Origin of the sequence: Duncaniella sp. (assembly GCF_029054785.1) — a bacterium.
Lineage (GTDB): Bacteria > Bacteroidota > Bacteroidia > Bacteroidales > Muribaculaceae > Duncaniella.
Map to the genome: position 1 here is coordinate 1 of NZ_JAIDEN010000031.1, position 22482 is coordinate 22482.

The 22482-nt window shown below is 46.3% G+C and carries 20 protein-coding genes; 16 read left to right on the forward strand and 4 right to left on the reverse strand.

The window, feature by feature from the left end; genetic code table 11:
• The first annotated feature begins 256 nt into the window (after nucleotides 1–256).
• The 6 genes from K2H17_RS02075 to lpdA are packed head-to-tail and all read left to right on the forward strand — an operon-like array spanning nucleotide 257 to nucleotide 6985.
• A complete protein-coding gene (locus K2H17_RS02075) occupies nucleotides 257–1237 on the forward strand; it encodes a lipoate--protein ligase (protein WP_300130825.1) in 981 nt (326 codons plus the stop codon).
• Nucleotides 1238–1263: 26 nt separating this feature from the next.
• Entirely contained in the window at nucleotides 1264–2361 is a 1098-nt protein-coding gene (gene gcvT / locus K2H17_RS02080; protein WP_300130835.1) for a glycine cleavage system aminomethyltransferase GcvT, read from the forward strand.
• Nucleotides 2362–2398: 37 nt separating this feature from the next.
• Entirely contained in the window at nucleotides 2399–2773 is a 375-nt protein-coding gene (gene gcvH, locus K2H17_RS02085; RefSeq protein WP_300130837.1) for a glycine cleavage system protein GcvH, read from the forward strand.
• Nucleotides 2774–2776: 3 nt separating this feature from the next.
• On the forward strand, nucleotides 2777–4156 hold the full coding sequence (gcvPA, locus tag K2H17_RS02090) for an aminomethyl-transferring glycine dehydrogenase subunit GcvPA (RefSeq protein WP_300130839.1): 1380 nt from the start codon (nucleotides 2777–2779) through the stop codon (nucleotides 4154–4156).
• Between the two features lie 16 nt (nucleotides 4157–4172).
• Nucleotides 4173–5651 (forward strand): aminomethyl-transferring glycine dehydrogenase subunit GcvPB, encoded by a 1479-nt coding sequence (gene gcvPB / locus K2H17_RS02095; RefSeq protein ID WP_300130841.1) that lies wholly within the window; start codon nucleotides 4173–4175, stop codon nucleotides 5649–5651.
• 5 nt (nucleotides 5652–5656) lie between these two features.
• Nucleotides 5657–6985: a dihydrolipoyl dehydrogenase gene (gene lpdA / locus K2H17_RS02100; RefSeq protein WP_300130842.1), complete on the forward strand. Its 1329-nt coding sequence runs from the start codon at nucleotides 5657–5659 to the stop codon at nucleotides 6983–6985.
• An 11-nt stretch (nucleotides 6986–6996) separates the two neighbouring features.
• Here the strand turns inward: lpdA and K2H17_RS02105 are convergent, their stop codons facing one another.
• Nucleotides 6997–7551: a DUF4924 family protein gene (locus K2H17_RS02105; protein ID WP_300130844.1), complete on the reverse strand. Its 555-nt coding sequence runs from the start codon at nucleotides 7549–7551 to the stop codon at nucleotides 6997–6999.
• Between the two features lie 115 nt (nucleotides 7552–7666).
• On the opposite strand from K2H17_RS02105, the gene menD reads away from it, so the two are divergent.
• Nucleotides 7667–9355: a 2-succinyl-5-enolpyruvyl-6-hydroxy-3-cyclohexene-1-carboxylic-acid synthase gene (gene menD, locus K2H17_RS02110; protein ID WP_300130846.1), complete on the forward strand. Its 1689-nt coding sequence runs from the start codon at nucleotides 7667–7669 to the stop codon at nucleotides 9353–9355.
• Here menD and K2H17_RS02115 read toward each other — a convergent pair.
• Together K2H17_RS02115 and K2H17_RS02120 are read right to left on the reverse strand one after the other, a co-directional pair.
• A complete protein-coding gene (locus K2H17_RS02115; RefSeq protein WP_300130848.1) occupies nucleotides 9297–10064 on the reverse strand; it encodes a nucleotidyltransferase family protein in 768 nt (255 codons plus the stop codon). The two genes, menD and K2H17_RS02115, sit on opposite strands and share 59 nt — an antisense overlap.
• Nucleotides 10061–11455 carry an RNase adapter RapZ gene (locus K2H17_RS02120; protein ID WP_300130850.1) on the reverse strand — a complete coding sequence of 465 codons (1395 nt, stop codon included), beginning with the start codon at nucleotides 11453–11455 and terminating at the stop codon, nucleotides 10061–10063. Before K2H17_RS02120 ends, K2H17_RS02115 begins: the two co-directional genes overlap by 4 nt.
• A 130-nt stretch (nucleotides 11456–11585) precedes the next feature.
• Between K2H17_RS02120 and K2H17_RS02125 the strand changes: the two genes are divergently transcribed.
• The 9 genes from K2H17_RS02125 to K2H17_RS02165 all read left to right on the forward strand — a co-directional run bounded on the left by K2H17_RS02125 (nucleotide 11586) and on the right by K2H17_RS02165 (nucleotide 21994).
• Nucleotides 11586–12350 (forward strand): RNA methyltransferase, encoded by a 765-nt coding sequence (locus K2H17_RS02125; protein WP_300130852.1) that lies wholly within the window; start codon nucleotides 11586–11588, stop codon nucleotides 12348–12350.
• A 42-nt stretch (nucleotides 12351–12392) separates the two neighbouring features.
• A complete protein-coding gene (gene radA, locus K2H17_RS02130) occupies nucleotides 12393–13763 on the forward strand; it encodes a DNA repair protein RadA (RefSeq protein WP_300130854.1) in 1371 nt (456 codons plus the stop codon).
• 85 nt (nucleotides 13764–13848) lie between these two features.
• Nucleotides 13849–14811: a PCMD domain-containing protein gene (locus K2H17_RS02135; protein WP_300130856.1), complete on the forward strand. Its 963-nt coding sequence runs from the start codon at nucleotides 13849–13851 to the stop codon at nucleotides 14809–14811.
• A 14-nt stretch (nucleotides 14812–14825) separates the two neighbouring features.
• The gene (locus K2H17_RS02140; protein ID WP_300130860.1) at nucleotides 14826–15536 is read left to right on the forward strand and encodes a methyltransferase; all 711 of its coding nucleotides are present in this window, start codon (nucleotides 14826–14828) and stop codon (nucleotides 15534–15536) included.
• 8 nt (nucleotides 15537–15544) lie between these two features.
• Nucleotides 15545–16420, forward strand: coding sequence for a type II CAAX endopeptidase family protein (locus tag K2H17_RS02145; protein WP_300130863.1), 876 nt, complete (start codon nucleotides 15545–15547; stop codon nucleotides 16418–16420).
• Nucleotides 16421–16614: 194 nt separating this feature from the next.
• On the forward strand, nucleotides 16615–18033 hold the full coding sequence (gene rlmD / locus K2H17_RS02150) for a 23S rRNA (uracil(1939)-C(5))-methyltransferase RlmD (protein ID WP_300130865.1): 1419 nt from the start codon (nucleotides 16615–16617) through the stop codon (nucleotides 18031–18033).
• A gap of 540 nt (nucleotides 18034–18573) precedes the next feature.
• On the forward strand, nucleotides 18574–20022 hold the full coding sequence (locus K2H17_RS02155; protein ID WP_300130867.1) for a flippase: 1449 nt from the start codon (nucleotides 18574–18576) through the stop codon (nucleotides 20020–20022).
• 3 nt (nucleotides 20023–20025) lie between these two features.
• Entirely contained in the window at nucleotides 20026–21159 is a 1134-nt protein-coding gene (gene glf / locus K2H17_RS02160; protein WP_300130870.1) for a UDP-galactopyranose mutase, read from the forward strand.
• Nucleotides 21149–21994 carry a DUF4422 domain-containing protein gene (locus tag K2H17_RS02165; protein WP_300130873.1) on the forward strand — a complete coding sequence of 282 codons (846 nt, stop codon included), beginning with the start codon at nucleotides 21149–21151 and terminating at the stop codon, nucleotides 21992–21994. The genes glf and K2H17_RS02165 overlap by 11 nt, the downstream gene beginning before the upstream one ends.
• A gap of 281 nt (nucleotides 21995–22275) precedes the next feature.
• Here the strand turns inward: K2H17_RS02165 and K2H17_RS02170 are convergent.
• The coding region (locus K2H17_RS02170; protein ID WP_300130875.1) for a hypothetical protein at nucleotides 22276–22482 on the reverse strand (207 nt) is incomplete at its 5' end.

Consider the following 22482-nt stretch of genomic DNA (forward strand, 5'->3'; position numbering starts at 1 on the left):
CTGAGCCTTGGTGTCTCTTTTGCTAAATTGTTGAAATTCGTCAGTCGCATAGCTCGCTATGCTCCTTTCTCATTTAAAACAATTTATCTAAAAGATACACCACTCAGATTTTAACTCTTGTTTTAAAACGACCTCTAAATAAAATATTGAGTACCGGAATATTTTTTCTCGCAGAAGTTGGAGTATTCATAAATTTTACTACTTTTGCAGTGGACTCAAATTGATTCCGTCAAGCTAATATACATGAACTACAACTATGGATTTAGTCCTCATAAATGAATCCGAACCTCGCCGCCTGGCATTCTATCTTGCGGAAGAGGAATATCTTGCGAAAAAATATCCTGACAGGGATTTCTTTTTCGCGTGGCAGGTAAAGCCGACTGTTATAATCGGCCGTAACCAGCAGATGGCAAAAGAAGTCAATGTGGACTTCTGCCGTGACGCAGGAGTGGAAATAGTCCGGCGCAAAAGCGGGGGCGGCGCGGTGGTCGCAGACATGAATAATATAATGTTTTCATATATTACTTCCTCGGACGACGTATGTGGGACTTTCAGCAAATACACATCAATGGTTGTGGCCTCTCTCCGGCTGTTAGGGCTTGATGCCTCTGACAATAGCCGCAATGACATCCTGATCGGCGATCAGAAAGTCTCCGGCAATTCATATTACCATATTCCCGGACGGAGCATCGTGCATGGCACAATGCTTTATGACTATGATCCGGTGCTGATGGGCAAAGCTCTCACTCCGTCCCAACAGAAATTGGCCTCGCATGGAGTCAAGTCGACCCGCAGCCGGGTGACGACAATCAAAGAACAATTACCGGATCTCTCAATCTCGGATTTTCTTGACCACGTTCTTAAGACTGTCCCTATGGGGGGAGAGGTGCTGACCCTGACAGCGGAAGAACTGAAAGAAATTGAAAAAATCGAAGCCGCTTATTATTCCGAATCATGGTTGAGAGGCAAGAATCCAAAAGGCTCTCTTCAGGTTTGCGAACGGATTGAAGGTGTGGGAGAAGTCTGCATAGACATGACAGTCTCCCGCGGATTGATTTCCGATTTCGAAATGACAGGAGATTACCTTGAAAATGCCGATGCGGCAGCTGTGCTGAAAAATCTGCTTGTCGGTTGTCCTTATGAACGTCTGAAAGTTTCGGAGACATTGGATTCAGTTGCTGTCTCCGACCTGGTTCCGGCTCTTACATCGCAACAATTAATTAACCTTATATTCTGAGAACCAAAACAAAACATTCATCTCAAATGGAAGATCTGAAAAAAACGTGTCTGCATGATCGCCATGTCGCTCTTGGAGCACAAATGAGCCCTTTTGGCGGATTTGATATGCCCATCCAGTATAAAGGAATTATTGAAGAACACAATGCTGTGCGTGAGGCCTGTGGCGTATTTGACGTCTCGCACATGGGTGAGGTTACTGTCACCGGCCCGCAAGCCGAGAAGTTTGTAAACTATATATTCACTAACGATGTCACAGGTCTGCCTGATGGTGGTATCCTTTACGGAATGATGATGAACCATGCCGGAGGTGTTGTTGATGATCTGCTTGTGTATAAACGCGGCGAAAACAATTTCCTTCTGGTGATTAACGCCTCTAACATCGACAAAGATGTAGATTGGATCAACACTCAGGCCGCCTCATTCGATGTAGTTGTCAATAATGTCAGCGAAGCCTATGGCGAACTGGCAGTCCAGGGCCCGGAGGCTGAATCCGTAATGGAAAACATATTGGATATCCGCTGCAAGGACCTGGTATTCTATACCTTCCTGGAATCCTCATTGGAGGGACAGCCGATAATTGTGAGCCGTACAGGCTACACAGGCGAAGACGGCTTTGAAATCTATGCCGATCATGCCACAATCGTGAATCTTTGGGACAAACTGATGGCTTCAGGCAAAGTGGCTCCATGCGGACTTGGTTGCCGTGACACTTTGCGCTTTGAAGTCGGACTGCCTCTCTACGGCGATGAGCTTGCAGATGACATCACTCCGGTTGAAGCATGTCTTTCGATGTTCGTAAAACTTGACAAGCCTGAATTTATCGGGCGGGAAGTTGCAGCACGTCAGAAAGCGGAAGGCGCACCGCGCAAGTTGGTCGGACTGGAAATTCTTGACCGTGCGATCGCACGCCACGGATGCGAAGTGCTGAATGACCAGGATGAAGTCATCGGCTATGTCACCACCGGCTACCGAGGCATTTCAGTTGACAAGAGTATAGCCGCCGCACTGATCGCCACACCTTATGCGGCAAAAGACAATGAACTTAAAGTTCGTGTGCGCCGCAAGACATTCCCCGCACGAGTGACAGCAAAAAAATTCTACAAGAAATCATATAAGAAATAACCCAATAATCAATAATCATTTTAAAACAATTATTACCATGAGCAAGACATATTATTCTCCCAGCCACGAATATATTACAGTAGACGGCAATATCGGTTATATCGGTATCAGCGATTATGCACAGCATGCCTTAGGCAACGTTGTTTATGTCGATATGCCTGACGAGGGCGACGACGTCGAAGCCGGTGAGGATTTCGGCGCTGTCGAAAGCGTAAAAGCAGCCAGTGACCTCATCTCTCCTGTCAGTGGTGTGGTTCTGGAAGTCAACGAGAAACTTGCTGACAATCCCCGTCTCATCAATGAGGATGCAATGGCCAACTGGATCATCAAGGTTGAGCTTTCGGATGCCTCTCAGCTTGATGACCTGATGGATGAAGATGCTTATAAGGCTCACTGCGAAGCAGAGAAATAAGATATGATACACAGATATTTCCCACATACATCCACTGACATTGCCGAAATGCTTGAACGCTGCGGCATGAAGAGTCTGGATGATCTGTATAGCGATGTCCCGGAGTCCCTCAAACTTAAGAGGGACTATGACCTTCAGCCTCAGATGAGCGAAAAGGAGGTCCGGGACTTTTTTGAAGGACTGGCGGTGAAAAACCAGCCTCTGACTTGCTTTGCCGGAGCAGGATTCTATGACCATTATTCTCCGGCGGTGATACCGTCGATTCTCTCGCGTTCGGAATTCCTCACGGCCTATACCCCTTATCAGCCGGAAATCTCTCAGGGTACTCTGCAATATATATTCGAGTATCAGTCGATGATGACTCAGCTGACAGGAATGGATGTGTCAAACGCATCGATGTATGACGGTACTACCGCAGTGGCGGAAGCCATGCTCATGGCTGTCGCTCATGCTCGCAAACGCAATCGTGTCCTTGTTTCCGCCACGGTCAGCCCGATCTATCGCGAGGTCATTGACACTTATGCCCATTATCATGGAGTGACAGTAGACACCATCCCTGAAAAGGATGGTGTGACAGATGCGGCTGTGATGGACGAGATGCTCGCTGCCGGAGATGTTGCCGGTGTCATCGTGGCTACACCCAATTATTATGGTATTCTTGAAGACTATACCGGTTTTGCCGACAAAGTGCATGCCGCCAAGGCATTGCTTATAATGACAGCGCCTGCTTCGGCATTGGGCGTTATACGCACTCCCGGAGAATGGGGCGCCGACATTGCCGCAGGCGAAGCCCAGTCACTCGGAATGCCTTTGAACTTCGGAGGTCCGTATCTGGGTTATATGTGCTGCACGAAAGCGCTTATCCGCAAGCTCCCCGGCCGAATAGTCGGCGCGACAACGGATGCTGACGGACGCCGTGTGTTTGTCCTCACGTTGCAGGCCCGTGAACAGCATATCAGACGCGACAAGGCAACTTCGAATATTTGTTCGAACCAAGGCCTGATGGCGCTTTACGCTTCGGTCTATCTCTCGCTGATGGGCTCTAAAGGTCTGCGTGAGGTCAATGAGATTTCTGCGGCAGGTGCCCATTATCTGGCCCGCAGACTTGAGGAGACAGGTGCATTCGAGCTCAAATATCCTGACAAGCCATTCCTGAATGAGTTTGTGGTGAAGTTCAAAGGAGAGGTCAAGCTGGTTGATTTCATGGAAGTCTGCACATCTTGCGGCTGTCTGCCCGGTGTCATGCTTTCGGACAATGAACTTTTGGTCTGCGTAACCGAAACTCGCACACGCGAGGAGATCGACCGTTATATCTGGCGGGCTGAGACTTTCTCAAAAGCCACAGTGCCTTCATTTACAGAAAACAAAAATATCAACGATTAACTGACGTTCCACAACAATGAATAAAAAATATTACGGCAAGCTTATTTTCGAGCTCTCTCGTCCGGGACGTCAGGGCTACTATCTTTCGAAGAACGGATGTGATGACGCTCTGTCATCTCTGCCGGGCAACCTGCTTCGGCAGAACGCTCCTGAGCTTCCCGAAGTGGATGAGCCGAGTGTGGTCAGACATTATAACAATATGTCGGCCAATAACTTCGGAGTCGATACGGGTTTTTATCCTCTTGGGTCATGTACGATGAAGTACAATCCCAAAATCAATGAAAAAATGGCCTCGCTGCCGGCGTTCACCGCTCTTCACCCGTTCCAGCCATCCGCAACAGTCCAGGGCGCTCTTGAGGCCTACTATAAATTGCAGAGGATGCTGAGTGAAATCGGCGGAATGGCAGAGTTCACTCTCAACCCCTACGCCGGCGCTCATGGCGAGTTGACAGGTCTGATGGTTATCCGCGCTTATCATGAAAGCCGCGGCGATCTGAAGAGGACCAAAGTGATCGTACCGGATTCGGCTCATGGCACCAATCCTGCGTCAGCAGCTGTCGCGGGTCTGAAAGTGGTGGAAGTCAAGAGTCTCGCTGACGGCACTGTGGATGTCGAAGCCTTGAAACCGTTGCTCGACGATACGGTAGCGGCAGTCATGATGACAAATCCGAATACGGTCGGAATCTTTGAGCATAACATCCCTGTGATTGCAGAGATGGTACATGCCTGTGGCGCTCTGCTATATTATGACGGAGCAAATCTGAATCCTCTGTTGGGAGTAGCACGTCCGGGCGATATGGGATTTGATGTCATGCACATAAATCTTCACAAAACATTCTCGACTCCTCATGGAGGAGGAGGCCCCGGTGCCGGTCCTGTCGGCGTGAGAGCTGGTCTTGAGCAGTTCCTCCCGAATCCACGAGTCGTCAGACATCAGCATGATGGTGATGCTTTGTTTGAACTTGATTTCGGCACTGAAAAAGCACCTCACGCACTCGGACGAGTGTCGGCGTGGCTCGGCAATTTTGCAGTGGAACTCCGTGCTTTGTCCTATATTCTTTCATTAGGTGCTGATGGATTGAAGATGGCCGGACCTCTGGCTACTCTTAATGCCAATTATGTCAAAGAGTGTCTGAGAGATCTGTATCTTCTGCCGATTGACCGTGTCTGCAAACATGAGTTTGTTTTTGACGGGCTGGCTGATAAATCGACCGGAGTCACAACTCTGAATGTCGCCAAGAGATTGCTTGATCATGGATTCCATGCACCGACAATCTACTTCCCGCTTTTGTTCCATGAATCTTTGATGATCGAACCGACCGAGACCGAAAGCAAGGAAACGCTTGATGAATTTATAGGAGTCATGCGTGAAATCGCACGTGAGTCCTTAGAGACACCGGAAAAGGTAAAAGAAGCTCCATTGGAGACTCCGATACGCAGGCCGGATGATACAGCTGCCGCTCTCAATCCGGTTGTAACTTTTGCTGACCTCTGAAAGTTATGGAGAGATTTGATCTGATCGTAATAGGGGCAGGCCCCGGCGGCTATGAAGCAGCCGCCGAGGCCGCGGCCCTTGGCCGTAAAGTCGCGGTGATTGAGCGTGATGAATTGGGTGGCACCTGCCTTAACCGTGGCTGCATCCCGACGAAAGCTCTCTGTCGTTCGGCTGAAGTGGCCCTGACAATAGGCAATTCTGCTGAATTCGGTATAAGCTCCGGTGAGCCGGTGATCGATCTGCCTCAGATCATGGCCAGGAAAGAGCAGATTCTTGCCGGTCTTCGTGAAAGTGTCGGAATGGTCCTGAAAGATGTGACAATCATCCGTGGCGAAGCAAAATTCATTACTGCATCCATTGTGGATGTGAATGGTGAAAGCTATACGGCACCTGAGATATTTATCGCGACAGGATCCCGACCTGCGGCGCTTGATATTCCGGGTAAGGAACTTGCAATGTCAAGTGACGAGATTCTTTCAATACAGACACTTCCCAATAGCCTTATTATAATAGGTGGTGGGGTGATCGGGATGGAATTTGCCTCGATCTTTTCCGCTTTTGGTGTAAAAGTTACGGTTCTGGAATATTGCAAGGAGATATTGCCTCCGTTTGATGCGGAGATCGCCAAGCGATTGAGGACTGCGCTTAAGCGTCGCGGCATTGAAATCGTGACTGCGGCCCAGGTTACAGCCATCGAACCAGGCATGATCGTAAGTTATGATGTCAAAGGGAAAACCAAAACTGCGGAAGCTGATCAGGTGCTGATGGCGGTAGGGCGTAAGGCAGTTCTGCCGGAAGGCCTTGCGGAACTCGGTGTCAGGATAGAGCGTGGTGCGATTGCCGTTGATGACAATATGAAAGTTCTGTTTGACGGTTCTGATCCATCAGACGTGACACTTTATGCCATTGGCGATGTCAACGGCAGATGTATGCTTGCCCATGCGGCATACATGCACGGACTTGTTGCATTAGGCAAAGTACGACTGACTGATATAATTCCGGCTGCGGTCTTCACTCAGCCGGAATGTGCGATGGTCGGGCTTACAGAAGAAAAATGCAATGCCGAAGGCCGTGAGATCAAGGTTGGGAAAGCCATGTTCAGAGCCAATGGAAAGGCGCTTGCGATGGGTGAGCCGGACGGTCTGGTCAAGATAATTGCCGATGCCAAGACCGATGAATTGCTCGGTTGTCACATCTGTGGCGCACACGCCGCTGATCTTGTGCAGGAAGTTGCGACAGCCATGACTGCCGGCCTCAAAGCTTCAGCAATTTCTGATGCCGTACATGCACACCCGACTTTGACCGAAGTAGTCAAAGCTGCTGTGCCGAAGTAAATACAGATATATCAATCTTGATCCGGGGGGAAGAGTTTGTCCTCCCGGTCAAGATGATAATCTTTTGTCAGGAGGGCGATGAATCTGGTGATCTGAGTGATAGCCTGTCGGGTTTCCTGTGTCACTTCTTTGCTTTGCAGTCGAAGCATGAGCATTCCATAAAGAGCATTGAAGCATGTCTCGATTTCGCCCGTGGGATTTTCTCCGGATTTGGCTCTTAGCTCGACGATATAGGGTAGGGTTTTATAGAATTCAGCGGTATATTCAGGGAAACGCGGGTCTTTCAAGAGGGCAAGATGAAGATCAGTCAGCTGGATTATCACATTTTTATTCAGTTGCAGATGTCCGCTCTTTTCGACACCCTCGCGACGCATCATGTCAATCAGAGATTCGTACCATTCGATCATCTCTTTCTTCTGCGCGGGTTCTAACTGAAATCTGTCAATGACATTTTTCTCAATTTTTTCAATATCAAGTCTGTTGGCGCGGATTATATCTTCGATCTGCCACATATACAACAGATATTCCGCTATATTTTCTTTGTGTTTCTGAGATGCGATATACATACTGATGATTATTTGCGTTTACAAAAATAACACATTCCTGAGTAATTTGGCCTGATATGGGGATAATATTTTGTAAATTTGCATTTGGAACTATTTCAAACCCAATAATCCGACAATGATTACAACTGACAAGCTTTCATGCAATATACTGGCGGATCTTCTTATAGCACATGGCATTAAGCATGTGGTCCTTTCTCCGGGAAGCCGAAACTCACCGTTGATCATCGCATTGACACGCAGGGAAGATCTGGAGAGTCATGTAGTCATTGATGAGCGTTCAGCCTCATTTATCGCGTTGGGTATGGCTATCCAAAGTGCCACGCCTGTCGCATTGGTCTGTACAAGCGGCACTGCATTGTTGAATTATGCTCCGGCTGTGGCTGAGGCTTTTTATCGGGGCATTCCTCTGATTGTCATTTCAGCAGACCGTCCTGAGGAATGGATAGATCAGGATGATTCACAGACTTTGTGGCAGCAAAACGCTTTGGCTCCATACGTCAAGCGCAGTTGTGATATTGCAGCCCATCTGGAGTTTGAGAACGGGAAGTGGATGTGCAACCGTGAGATAAACGATGTTCTCATTGAAGCAGAGAATGGCCGCCCAGGCCCTGTTCATATAAATATACGTCTGGACTCACCATTGAACATGATGACGGATTATAAGCCCGATTCAAGCAGAGTGATCCGGATGGTTACTCCGCCTATGGAGTTGTCAACATCCGAAGCCCGCAAATTGGGTGAGCGATTGGCATCACCTAAAAAGGTCCTGATAATTGTCGGCTTTCACAAACCTGACGAGAGTCTTAACCGTGCTCTTGCAAAACTTGCGCGCTTGCCAAATGTAGTAGTGATGACAGAATCAATTGCAAATCTTCACTCCCCGTCGTTCATTTCGAGGATTGACATGACTTTGCGGATTCTGTCGGCTGATGATAAAAAGCAGCTTCAGCCAAATGTCGTGATTACTGCCGGAGGGGCATTGGTGTCAAGGCATGTCAAAGAATGGATACGCTCGATGAATAGTTCGGTCGAGCATTGGCATGTAGGATTGTCTCATGTGACGGTCGACTGCTTCAAGCATCTGACATTGCGCATCGGGATGGATGCTCATGTCTTTTTGCGTCAGCTTGCTTCCGCTTTGCAGATCCATAAGGAGCCGTGTGACTACTCATCCCGTTGGCATGAACTTTATGAGAAAGCAATCGCCTCGCATGAGTCATATATCCGGAATGCACCTTGGTGTGATCTCACGGCATTTTCATATATTATCAGCCATCTGCCACGCCAATGGAACCTGCATTTATCGAACGGCACCTCTGTCCGTTATGCACAGTTGATGGACTGTGTGCGTCTGCACCGCTGTGAATGTAACCGTGGTGTCAGTGGAATCGACGGTTGTACGTCAACCGCGCTCGGCGCTTCTGTTCTGTATAACGATGTGACATTGCTGATCAGCGGTGACATGAGTTTTCAGTATGACATTTCAGCACTGTCGTCCACACTGATGTCACCCCGGTTCAAGATGATTGTGCTGTGTAATGGCGGCGGTGGAATATTCCGTTTTATATCTGCCACCTCAAATCTGCCCGAAACGGAGGACTTTTTGGCTGTTGGCACACGTTTACCGTTGCGAAACCTTGCTGAAGGATATGGATTTGCATACTATGAAGCCTCTTCATTGTCAGATCTGGATGAAGTGTTCCCGACTTTCATTGCAGAAGAAAAATCGCCGGCGTTATTGGCTGTCAATACTCCGCCCCAGCTATCGGCTGAAATCCTGAAACAATATTTTCAGCAACCTTGAGTGATTCCGGCTTTCCGATGTCAACCCAATTGTAGTTTTCAGCAGGAATGAATCCTGAAATCCGAAGCGACTTACATGAAGATGTATAGAATGGGGTGATTGAGAATTTAGCTTCCCGGCTATAATTTTCAAGAAGTGGAAACACAGAAGGATTCACAATATGGACTCCTCCGAATGCCAATTTCTGACAAGCGGAGGCCTCATCTTCAGGCCAAGGCGATCGGATTTCTCCGGTCCGGATATCGGTCCAGCCTTTCATTCGCAATGTGTCGTCGAAAAGCAGGTAGCGTGAAGTGGTCCGTTGGGCAACAAGGAGAGTTACATCGGCTTCAGATTTCCGATGTGATTCGATCATCTCCGACACATTGAAATCGGTCAGGATATCGGCATTATGGAGTAGGACAGGACTGTCTGTTCCTAAAAGATCTTTTGCCTTTAGCAGTCCACCGCCTGTATCCAAAAGTTCGTTACTTTCATCACTAAGCAGAATATTCACGCCGAAATTATTGTTGGAAGAGAGATAATCGCGGATCATATCGGCATGGTGGTGTATATTTACAACCATGTCATCTATTCCGGCTCTTTTGAGCTTAAGGATTACTCTCTTGAGCATCGGCTCACCTCCGACCTCCACAAGAGCTTTGGGGCAAGTCTGAGTGATGGATCCCAGGCGGGAGCCAAGTCCAGCGGCAAAAATAAGAGCTTTCATAATGTACGGTCTATGTTCTGTTCACGATGGATAAGACGGACGGTGACATGAGGATACAGAGATTTTATATGTTCGGCCATGTGCTGCGCGCCATAGACACTGCGGTGTTGTCCTCCAGTGCATCCGAAGCTAACGGTAAGAGATGTGAAGCCGCGGCGGTCATAACAATCAACGGACGGATCCACCAATCCGTAGCAATGCTCCATAAACGTTTGTATCTCTCCTTTCGACTCCAAAAAATCTATCACACTTTTTTCAAGCCCTGTCACAGTCTTGTATTCCTGATAACGGCCCGGATTTTCCATGCCGCGGCAATCAAATACAAAACCTCCGCCATTACCGCTGTTATCTTCCGGGATTCCCTTTTTATATGAGAAACTGTACACTGTGACTGTCAGCGAACTTGCCTTGTCCGGCACCTGATGAACACTGGAGCCTATTTCAGCTTTATCCAGCATGGCTGTCAGGATCTCAGTAAGATATGGGTATGATGACTCATGTTGATCTCCGATCAGATTGCGAAGATTCTCCAAAGCAAGCGGAATGCTTTTCAGGAAGTGTGGCTTCCGTTCGAATTTTCCGCGGAAGCCATAGGCTCCAAGGACTTGCAGATTGCGCAACAATTCGTATTCGGACAGGCGCTTTCTGAATGCGGCGGAATCGAGACTGATGTATTTCGCGGCAGCCGTGATATAGGTGTCGATCAGTTCTTCTTTTATATGCTTTTGGAAACCGGCTCGTGCCTGTGAAATAAAAGAGACCAAGTCATATTCAGCAGGCCCTTTGCGTCCCCCCTGGAAGTCGATGAAATATGGCGATCCATCCTTTATCATTACATTGCGGCTTTGAAAGTCGCGATACATGAATGTCGGCTGTCCGGACTGGCTCAGTCGGTTGGCCATCAGCCGGAATTCTGTTTCCAGGCGGCTTTCATCATAGGAGACGCCGGTCGTGTTCAGAAAACAGTATTTGAAATAATTCAGATCCCACAAAATTGATTGACTGTCGAATGACTCCACGGGATAACACTTGCCGAAGTCGAGGCCATCAGCGCCACAATACTGGAAGTCCGGCAACGTGGCGATAGTCGCCTTTAATAAGGAGACATCTTCACGCAGCTCAAATAATGATATATCACCCAAATCCTCCTGGAGATAGCATAGTCTGTCAGCAGAAACCGCCAGAACTTTCGGAACCGGGAGATTTTTTGATGAAAAATGCTCGGACAGATAGATAAATGCTTCGTTTTCAGCCTCAGATGTGCCGATTACGCCGATTACGGTCTCTTGGCCTCTGAGCCTGAAATACCGACGATTGCTACCAGCCGGTGTAAGAGGCTGGATGTCAGTCGGCATAGAGCCGAAGACATTATTATATAAAGTAGACAGCATATTCAATGATTATTTGCTGCAAAATTAGTCAAAATCTCCAATTTTCGTTTTCGCCGGATCTCACTTTTGTATAATTTTACAAAAATACGTAACTTTGAAAATGTTTTGGCAATTCTTAAGTATCCTCTAAATGGCAATACTCACAAATAATCTGAGCCGACAGGTCAAATCTCTTGACGAGCGAAAACATCGGCGCCGCGAACTGGCATTTAAAGCGGAAGGCTCCAAGTGTGTGCTTGACACACTACCGTTTTTTAAACTAAAGCATCTTCTTGCGACTAAAAGTTGGTTAGAGGCAAACATGAAGGTAGCCCGGCAGCTTGCCGATTCAGCCATAGTTGAATGTTCTGGTGGGGATATTGCAAAAATGTCAAGCCTGGTTACTCCGACAGATGTTATTGCTGTCTATGAGATTCCGGAATATCAGCTTGAAAAAAATATCGCTGTTGAGAATCTCGTTCTTGCCCTCGATGCTATTCAGGATCCCGGCAATCTCGGCACAATCATAAGAGTCGCTGACTGGTTTGGGATCCGTGATATATTATGTGGAACAGGGACTGTCGATTGTTATAGCCCGAAAGTTATTCAGGCTACGATGGGGTCCATTTCACGCGTAAGACTGCATTACGGGAATCTGCCGGAAATGATCGCTCATTCAGGTGCAAAAAATATTTATGGTACATTCTTGGACGGCAACAGTATCAGTGATGCACGTCTTTCCGCTGACGGTATCATCATCATAGGTAATGAGGGCAATGGCATTTCGGAAGAGGTCGAGCAACACGTGACAGCCAGACTGCTTATTCCGTCGTATCCGCCAGGAGAACCGACAGGGGAATCTCTGAATGCAGCAATAGCCACAGCCATAACCCTGGCCAAATTCCGTGGTGTTTAAAAATATCATACAACCAATTAATTTGAAAAGAGTTCCCGTTTTATGAAGGGCAATAAGACAGCATGGTTTTGTACGAGTTGTGGCGCTGAGTCTTCCAAATGGCAGGGCAAATGTCCGGCATGTGGCGAATGGAACACAATGGTGGAAGAGCGGGTGGTTTCCGAGGATAAGAAATCGCGAACGCTTACACCTTCGCGCAAATCAGCCAAGGCAAAGCCTCAGTTGATCCATGAGATCGAGACTCAGGACGAGGCCCGCATAAAAATGCCGAGTGCCGAGTTGAATCGTGTGTTAGGTGGCGGACTTGTGCCCGGAAGCCTGGTGCTGATCGGTGGTGAACCCGGTATCGGCAAATCGACATTGGTCCTTCAGAACATACTTTCGATTCGCTCAAGAAAAATACTTTATATTTCAGGCGAGGAGAGTGCCCGCCAGCTGAAAATGCGCGCCGACCGCATAGGCCGTCCGAACGACAACGTATATATCGTATGTGAGACTTCGCTTGAAAACATAAAGGAGCATATTGAATATGTGGACCCTGGACTGGTTGTCGTGGATTCGATACAGACAATTGCTTCGGACGCCATAGAATCAGTGGCCGGAAGTGTGTCGCAGGTTCGCGAATGTGCTGCACAATTGCTGAAATATGCAAAGGAAACATCCGTACCGGTACTCCTAATTGGGCATATAACAAAAGAGGGCAGTATTGCCGGCCCGAAAGTGCTTGAACATATCGTCGATGCTGTCTTGCAGTTTGAGGGAGACAGACAGAATATCTACCGGATTCTGAGATCCATAAAAAACCGCTTTGGCTCTACCGCCGAACTGGGAGTCTATGAGATGTGTCAGAGAGGGTTGCGTGAAGTTTCCAATCCCTCGGAAATGTTTCTGTCCCAAAGTGATGAAGAGCTGTCAGGAATCTCTATCGGCGTTACGATGGAAGGTGTCCGGGCTTTCCTGATCGAAGTGCAGGCATTGGTAAGCACGGCGGCTTATGGAACGCCACAGCGTTCAGTGACCGGATTTGACTCCAAGAGGATGAATATGCTTCTGGCGGTATTGGAAAAGAGAGTCGGGTTCAAACTTGCTGCAAAAGATGTGTTCCTTAATATTGCCGGAGGAATGAAAGTCAATGATCCATCTTTGGATCTGGCTGTGATCTGTGCGATTCTGTCATCAAATGTCGATATGACTATTCCGAACAGAATCTGTATGGCAGGAGAGGTCGGGCTTTCCGGTGAAGTCCGTCCGGTCAGCCGCATAGAGCAGCGCATACGCGAGGCCGAGAAGTTAGGGATGGAGACAATTATCATACCCAGGCATAATCTTAAGGGAATTGATACATCCGGGCTCAATATCAGAATCATAGAGGTCGCAAAAGTCGAGGAGGCTTTCAGGACCCTGTTTGCATAAACATTAGACAAAACCGAGATGTTATGGCTTTAACCATTGTTACTGAACAACCGCTGAACATTCCGGCCAAATTATTAATATGAGAATGATGACATTAAGAAATATGCTTTTAGGTGCAGGCATGATCTGTTGTGCCTCTTCCGTATATGCCCAGTCAGTCGAACGGATCAAGTATGGCGATTTTTCAAATTGGGTGACACGCCATATTCATGAGTCTGCCGTCATCGGAGGTCACGATAAAACGATTTATGAGATCGGTCCTGCACAGACTATTGACGGGAATAAACCATATTCAAACCTTGGCGGCTCTCCGTGGGGCACAAGTAATGTCTATGCGAAAGTGTCCGGAGTAGTGAAGACTTCCAATGCCGTTTATCCGTTTGAGCGCTCGGCTAACAACAAGTGTGCAAAGCTATGTACTCAGATTGAGAATGTGAAAGTGCTCGGTCTGATCAATATGGATGTGATGGTTGCCGGTTCAATGTTTCTCGGTCAGATGATAGAACCAGTCACCTCGACAAAGAACCCGTATTCAAAAATGGAAATGGGAGTTCCGTTTACTAAACGTCCGACAGCACTGGTGTTTGACTATAAGGTGGATATGCCTAATGTCAACTATCGTATAAAGTCAACGGGATTTAGCTCGAAAAAGCAGTTGCCGGGCCATGACAATGCTGTTGTTTTCGTCTTCCTGCAACGTCGTTGGGAAGATGCTGATGGCAACATTCATGCTAAAAGAGTTGCGACCGCCGGTGAATATTTCACAAAAGCGTCTTCATGGGCTAACGGCCATCGCCTGCCATTTGTCTATGGCGATCTCAGCGCCAAAGGAGCTGTCCCGGAATATCTTCAATTAAGGAATAGGGACAACCGTTACTATGCCCGCAACTCCAAAGGCAAGATGGTGCCGGTGACAGAGGAGGGCTGGGATTCTGCCGGAGCTGCGCCGACTCACATCATTGTGATGTTTTCAGCCGGTAGCGGTGAGCCTTATGTCGGCACAGAGGGCCTGACGCTGTATGTCGACAATGTCGGTTTTGCATATTAATTGTAGACTGAGATATGTTTCAATTCAAACAGTTTGCCGTAGACGATTCCGGATGTGCGATGAAAGTCGGCACTGATGGCGTTTTGCTCGGTTGCTGGACAGAGATCGGGAATGCCTGCAATATAGTCGATGCCGGGTGTGGCTCAGGACTTATATCTCTCATGATGGCCCAACGGACTGCGGATGCCCGGATCTACGCGGTCGACATTGACGAAGATGCAGCGAGGTGCTGTCAGTCGAATGCTGATTCTTCGCCTTGGGGGGAGAGAATCGAAGTTGTCCGAAGCGACATAACTGTCTCTTTTCCTGAAGTGTCATCGCCGTTGCTGATCGTTTCAAATCCGCCTTTTTTTAATGAGCCCCTCAAGTCGCCCGACAGCCACAGAGCACTGGCAAGACATGGAGAGTCGTTCGGCATTGAATCTCTGATCGAAATATCCTCCCGGCAGCTTCAGACGCGTGATGACTCATTGGCATTTATATCCCCGTCAGGGAGAAAGGATGAGATCGAATGGCTGCTGTCATGCGGGCGACTTGCTCCAAAACATGTGACCACCGTGTATTCAAAAGCCGGTAAAGGCGCATTGCGCATTTTGTGGCAAGTTGTAGCCGAGAGGTTTCTCGACTCTCCATGTGAGACTGACAACTTGTATATCCGCAATGAAGCGAATGAATACACAGCCGATTATCAGCAGCTCACATTTCCGTTTTATCTTGATAAGTAATCTTAACAATGCAATATCTTCGTTTTAAACCATCCGAACGTCTGCTGTTCTTTATCATAACTCTCGTTGTGTGTGCGCTTATAGGCACCATATTCGTGGGCTTTATTGTGCATAATGGGATCACTACAAAATCCTTGAGGTTAGCGACTGTCATACAGGATTGTGTGATTTTCATACTTCCGGCAGTTCTTACGGCTGTGATAATCTCTGCTTTGCCGGCACGATTCCTGAGAATAGACTCGGTATTTTCGGCCAGGCAACTGATTCTGGCGATTGTTGCAATGCTCGTTTCAATTCCGTTGATGAACTGGATTGTGATGATGAATGACAGCCTTGTGTTGCCGGAATCTCTGAGCGGACTGGAAGAATGGATGAGATCACATGAGGAGGAGGCCCGCAATTCAGTGAAAATTCTTTTAGGAGGAGATTCAATAGGTTCGCTGGTCATAGATCTGTTGATTGTTGGCGTTCTTGCCGGTCTTAGCGAAGAAATTCTGTTCAGAGGAGCTTTGCAACAGCTTTTTTACAGTTCAGGCATGAACCGGCACTTGGCGATCTGGCTGACAGCTGTTATTTTCAGTGCAATTCACATGCAGTTTTTCGGATTTGTTCCAAGGCTGCTCTTGGGAGCTTATTTCGGCTACCTGCTGTGGTGGAGCAATTCGTTGTGGCTTCCGGCAATCATACATGCTCTGAACAATTCAATCGTAGTTTACTCGACATGGAAATATAGTTTGGCTTCACAGGGTGGGGGAGACAACCCGATAGACCATTGGGGACTTGATTCCCCGATGCTTATTGCCGCGTCTGCCATACTCACGCTGTTTGTTGTGTTGAGATTGAAAAATACTCAGATTAAATCAGGCTTGCAGTCGGTTAAATAAGGTTAAATACAGGCGGCGAAATTGATTTATATCGAAATAAAGATTAATTTTGACGATAAAATAATTGTAGAATTATCTTAACCTAACTTACTGAATACTACACTCGTCGGTAACTGGCTCTCCAAACCATTGCCGACGAAATTTTTGTAAGTGAAATTAAGAGGTTGTTTAACAACAGATACAATCAAATTGAAATGGCAAGAAAGAGAAAAGAACTTCCGCTGTTGAGCGGTGTTGAAATAGTCGATGTTGCAGCAGAAGGAAACTCTATTGCAAGAGTCGATGAGATGGTCGTGTTTATTCCATTCGGCGCGCCGGGCGATATTGCGGATGTCAAGATAGACCGTAAGAAACGCAGTTATGCCGAAGGTCATATTGAAAAACTGACACAACCGTCAGCAATAAGAGTCGAGCCGAGATGCGAGCATTTTACGATGTGCGGCGGATGCCGCTGGCAGCATTTGCCTTATGAGTTCCAGCTGAAATGCAAGCAGAAACAGGTCGAAGATGCCTTGCAGCGGATTGCCAAGATCCCGTTCCCTGAACTGACTCCGATCCTGGGCTCGGAATCAATCTGGGAGTACCGCAATAAAATGGAATATACATTTTCCAATAAGAAATGGCTGACTTTTGATCAGTTGCGTTCAGGCGAGGAGTTTCCTGAACGACGCGCGGCCGGCTTTCATATATCAGGCGCTTTTGACAAGGTCCTTGACATCAACAAATGTCACCTTCAGGATGATCTGGGTAATCGGCTGAGACTGTTTATCAAGCGCTTCGGAATGGATCACGATTATTCATTCTATGATCTGAGAGAACAGCACGGATTGCTGCGCACTCTTATGATCCGAATCTCATCTACCGGAGAGGTAATGGCTGTGATGGTGTTCGGTGAAGATGACGCGGAGAAGATTGATACCTTGCTTGATGCAGTGGCCAAGGAATTCCCGGAAATCACATCGTTGCTCTATGTTGTCAATACAAAGGTTAACGATACAATTTCGGATCAGACGATACACCTCTATAAAGGCAAAGAGTTCATTGAAGAGGAAATGGAAGGCTTGAGATTCAGAGTCGGACCGAAATCATTTTATCAGACCAACTCCCGTCAGGCCTATAAACTTTACAGCGTAGCCCGTGAATTTGCCCGACTGACAGGAGAGGAACTTGTGTATGACCTTTATACAGGCACCGGGACCATCGCTTGTTTCGTGGCCCGAAATGCCCGCCATGTCATCGGCATCGAATATGTCCCGGAAGCTATTGAGGATGCAAAAGTCAATGCCGGGATCAACAAACTTGACAATACCGAATTCTATGCCGGAGACATGAAGAATGTGCTCACCTCGGATTTTATCGCGGCTCATGGCAGACCTGATGTGATGATCGTCGATCCTCCGCGTGCGGGAATGCACGAAGATGTGGTCAAGGTCATATTGGATGCCGCGCCTCGAAGAATAGTCTATGTAAGCTGCAATCCGGCGACCCAGGCCCGCGACCTGGCATTGCTTCATGTGAAGTATGATATTGATGCCGTGCAGCCGGTCGACATGTTCCCCCACACGCAACATGTGGAAAACGTCGTGGCTTTGAGCCTCCGAGATCTCGCATAAAACAAAAAGCGCCCGCTGCATCACGCAGTGGAGCGCTCGAAATTATAATCATCAATTCTAATTATCGGTATTTGTTTTCTCAAACTCATCTTTCAACATCCTTTATGGGTTATAGCCATAAAGGATGTTTTAGTAGGTGATAACTACTGATTGATTAGGGATAAATAGCGGTAATTTAAAATTCAGAAAAGGATAAGAGATGTTTATCTTTGATTGGATTAAGAATAAAATACTTTTGTGGCAAGAATCACATAAAAGGGGTTTTATCAAACAGGTATATAGAGAACTTTATGATGTATTTCTTTTATTGACTTGGTGCAAAATTAATTCGGAAGACAGATATTTGCAAGAGACTTAACAAAATAGAATATGAATTAACCAACCTGACTGCCAACATGTCTGAAAGAGCAATTTATTTGCTAAAATAGTGTTAATGGATTTTCTGTGGCAGTGCTCTTGCATAATCAACCTTATTTTTTTAATTTTGTCGTGGTTGATATGTAATTGTATCATTTTGTTTTCTATCATCTGCCAAAATCAATGTCTTCAGTAAAGACAAATATAATCCTTAATGGCCTGAATACTATTACCGGAATCGTTTTTCCCGTCATTACTTTCCCTTATGCGGCAAGAATCCTTTTGCCTGAAGGAATCGGGACGGTCAACTTTCTGAATTCAATAGTCTGCTATATAATCCTGGTGTCGACTCTCGGTATTCCGATGTATGCCGTAAAAGAGATTGCGAAGTGCCGTGACAACAAGGCTGCGCGAGATCAGTTTACGGTTGAAATTTTGATGCTTAGCGGATTGTTATGCCTGTGTGCATATGTTCTTGTTTGGGCTTTGGCGAAATTTGTCCCGCAGATACATCAGGCTCAGACATTGTTTTATATACTTAGCTTGTCCATCCTGTTTTCATCGATTGGTGTCGAATGGTTCTACCAAGGAATTGAAGATTTCAAATTCATAACCATCCGGGCTCTGATTATAAGAACATTGGCTGCGGCCTCTCTATTCGTCTTCGTGCGTTCATCGTCAGATCTGATAGCCTATGGCTGCATAGTTGTCGGATCGACTGTCGGCAATTACCTGGCCAATTTTGTGCATCTGAGAAAGTATATCTCCCTGAAAAATATGAATTTCAGAGGATTGCGCATTTTGCGTCACTTGAAGCCGGCTTTGAATGTATTTGTCCTAAATCTGATCATCAGCCTTTATATTCAGCTCAATTCAATCATGCTTGGATTTATCAGTGGAGATGAAGCTGTCGGTTTTTTTACCGCAGGTAATAAAATATCCACTATCGGGCTGACCCTGATTACATCTTTGGGAACCGTATTGCTTCCACGATGTTCCCACTTGATAAAATCAGGTGACATGGACGGATTCTCTTCGGTGATAAAAAAATCGCTCAGCCTGACAATTTCAATCGCATTGCCGATGACCGTCGGACTTATGGTTCTGGCTACCCCTGTAACAATGATATTCTGCGGACAGGAATTTCGGGATTCCATCTCGGTGCTCTATATCACCGCTCCTGTAATAGTGTTCATCAGTCTTACAAATCTGATGGGCATACAGATTCTCTATCCGATGGATAAGGTCAGATTAGTAATTTTGAGCGTGAGTGGGGGAGCGGTTATGAATCTGCTGCTTAACTTCCTGCTGATTCCGTCGCTGGGTGCTGTCGGAGCGGCAGTTTCCACATTTATCGCTGAACTGACCGTATTGTTTCTTCAGATTGTTTTGGGAAGAAAATATTATCCATTCAGAATATCCGCTCTAATAAACCACAAGGTTATAATAGCAACCGGAGTAATGGGACTTGCCGTTTATGTAAGCCGGATGTTGACTTCGGCATATCTGACACAGTTGATTGTCGGTTTGTCTGTCGGACTCTGTGTCTATTCCGCAACGCTGTGGATGCTCAGGGATACGGTGATTATCGAAATAGTAGATTTAGTCAAAACAAAAATAAAATCTCTCTGATATATGTATGATTATCTAATAGTAGGAGCCGGACTTTATGGCGCAACTTTCGCATTTCTTGCCAATAGGGCAGGGAAGCGCTGTCTTGTCATAGACAAACGCCCTTATTCAGGAGGGAATATATATTGTGAAGAAATTGAAGGCATCAATGTGCATAAATATGGTGCCCATATTTTTCATACATCTGACAGAGAGGTCTGGGATTTTGTCAACGCAATTGTTCAGTTCAACAGATACACCAATAGCCCGGTAGCCTTGGCGCCTGACGGTCAGCTCTATAATCTGCCGTTCAATATGAACACGTTCTATCGGATGTGGGGTGTAAGGACTCCGGCAGAGGCTCAGGCACGACTGGAAGAGCAGCGGGAAGAAACAGTACGATATATGGAATCAGAAGGCATCTCCGAACCTCGGAATCTGGAAGAACAGGCATTGCTGCTGATCGGCCGTGACATTTATGAGCAGCTGATAAAGGGCTATACGGAGAAACAGTGGGGACGCAGTTGCACTGAACTGCCCCCTTTCATTATCCGTCGGCTTCCGGTCAGAATGACATTTGACAACAACTATTTCAATGATACATATCAGGGAATTCCGATCGGAGGCTACAACCGCCTGATCAACGGCCTTCTTGCGGGAATCGAAGTCGTCCACAACACGGACTTTTTCTCGAATCGCCATCACTGGGAATCTATCGCAAAAAAAATAGTTTTTACCGGCAAGATCGACGAGTATTTCGGCTATCGTTACGGGAAACTCGAATATCGTACAGTCCGTTTTGAAACCGAGGTGATTGACACGGCTAATTATCAGGGGAATGCGGTCATTAACTATACGGCTTCCGATGTACCTTATACCCGCATCATCGAGCATAAGCATTTCGAAATTTTCGGCAATGCAGTCTATGATAATCCCAAAACCGTCATATCTCGCGAATATTCTACCGAGTGGGAAGAAGGTATGGAGCCCTTTTATCCCGTGAATGATACTCATAATCAGACAATTTATGAGAAATATCGCATGCTTGCCGCTGCCGAACCAAACGTAATATTCGGCGGACGTCTTGCTGAATACAAATACTATGACATGGCACCTATTGTTAGAAATGCCTTAAATACTTTTGCCAATGAACTCTAATTCTCAGGACATCACAATGTTGGTGTGTTGTCATAAAAAAGACTACTTCCGTTCCGGTGATGGATTCATGCCAATACATGTCGGAAAGGCTCGCTCTTCGGAGGATCTTGGAATTGTCGGAGATGACACAGGTGACAATATCTCAATTAAGAATCCGAATTTTTGTGAACTGACTGCTCATTATTGGTATTGGAAGAATGCCGCCAAAAAGACAAAATACATCGGGCTATCGCATTATCGCCGCTATTTTGATCTCAGTCTCAAACTTCCTTATGGCCAGAGTTATTCAGATCTTACAGTTGAACAGGCGCTCGCAAATCCGCCTCAATTACCCGCTAATATCGATGATATTTTTAAGAGTTATGATATCGTGTTGGCGAAACGTAAGATATATCCGTTTTCTCTGAAAACAGACTATCTGATTTGCCATATAATGGAAGATTACAATACCTTGAGGGATGTAGTTTCGGACCGTTCGTCTGAAATGCTTGAGTCTTTTGATGAAGTCATGGAGCATAACAATAAGCTTGCTCATTACAACATGTTTATTACATCGCAGGAAATCTTTGAGGATTATACAACCTGGATGTTTGACATCTTGTTTGAAGTTGAGAAAAGAGTCAAGATTTCCCCATATCCATATCAGGCCCGCATATTCGGATATATGTCGGAACGGCTGTTGAATGTCTATTGTCATTACAAGAAACTGCGGATAAAATATGCCCCGATCGTAATGGTTAATGATAATCCACAGAAGCAGCCATCACCGTTGGCTACATTAAGAAATCAGATTGTCTATATGCTTCAGGATGTAAAACATCTCTGTGGGAAATAACACAGCCACAAACATTCCCGCATCAAAAAAATTCTCCTTGTCGCATTTCATTCAAATGTGGCAAGGAGAATCTGTTTTCTATCGTAAATAAACCTAACAGAAAATCAGGGGGAATGGAATAATGAATGCGTGCTGGTAATGAAATGTGACCAATATGAATAGCGACCGAAAAAGATAATACTTTTGCTCATAATCACTATTATGATAAATAGTGTCACGGGAAATATAAATTCTCAATTTGGGGCTTGTCCCCTTCTTTGATTCTGCTCCTCCGATTATTCTCAATGTCCGATATCAGATCTGAGAATATGCTGTTCATTTTCCAGATTAAGCATATGCAGTGTGATGCCATACAGATAAACGAAACCCAGTAACAGGATTTTGTCTTCAATACTGTTACTGGGCTTAGTTTTAAGAGGTTGTTTAAAAACAAGAGTTAAAATCTGAGTGGTGTATCTTTTAGATAAATTGTTGTAAATGAGAAAGGA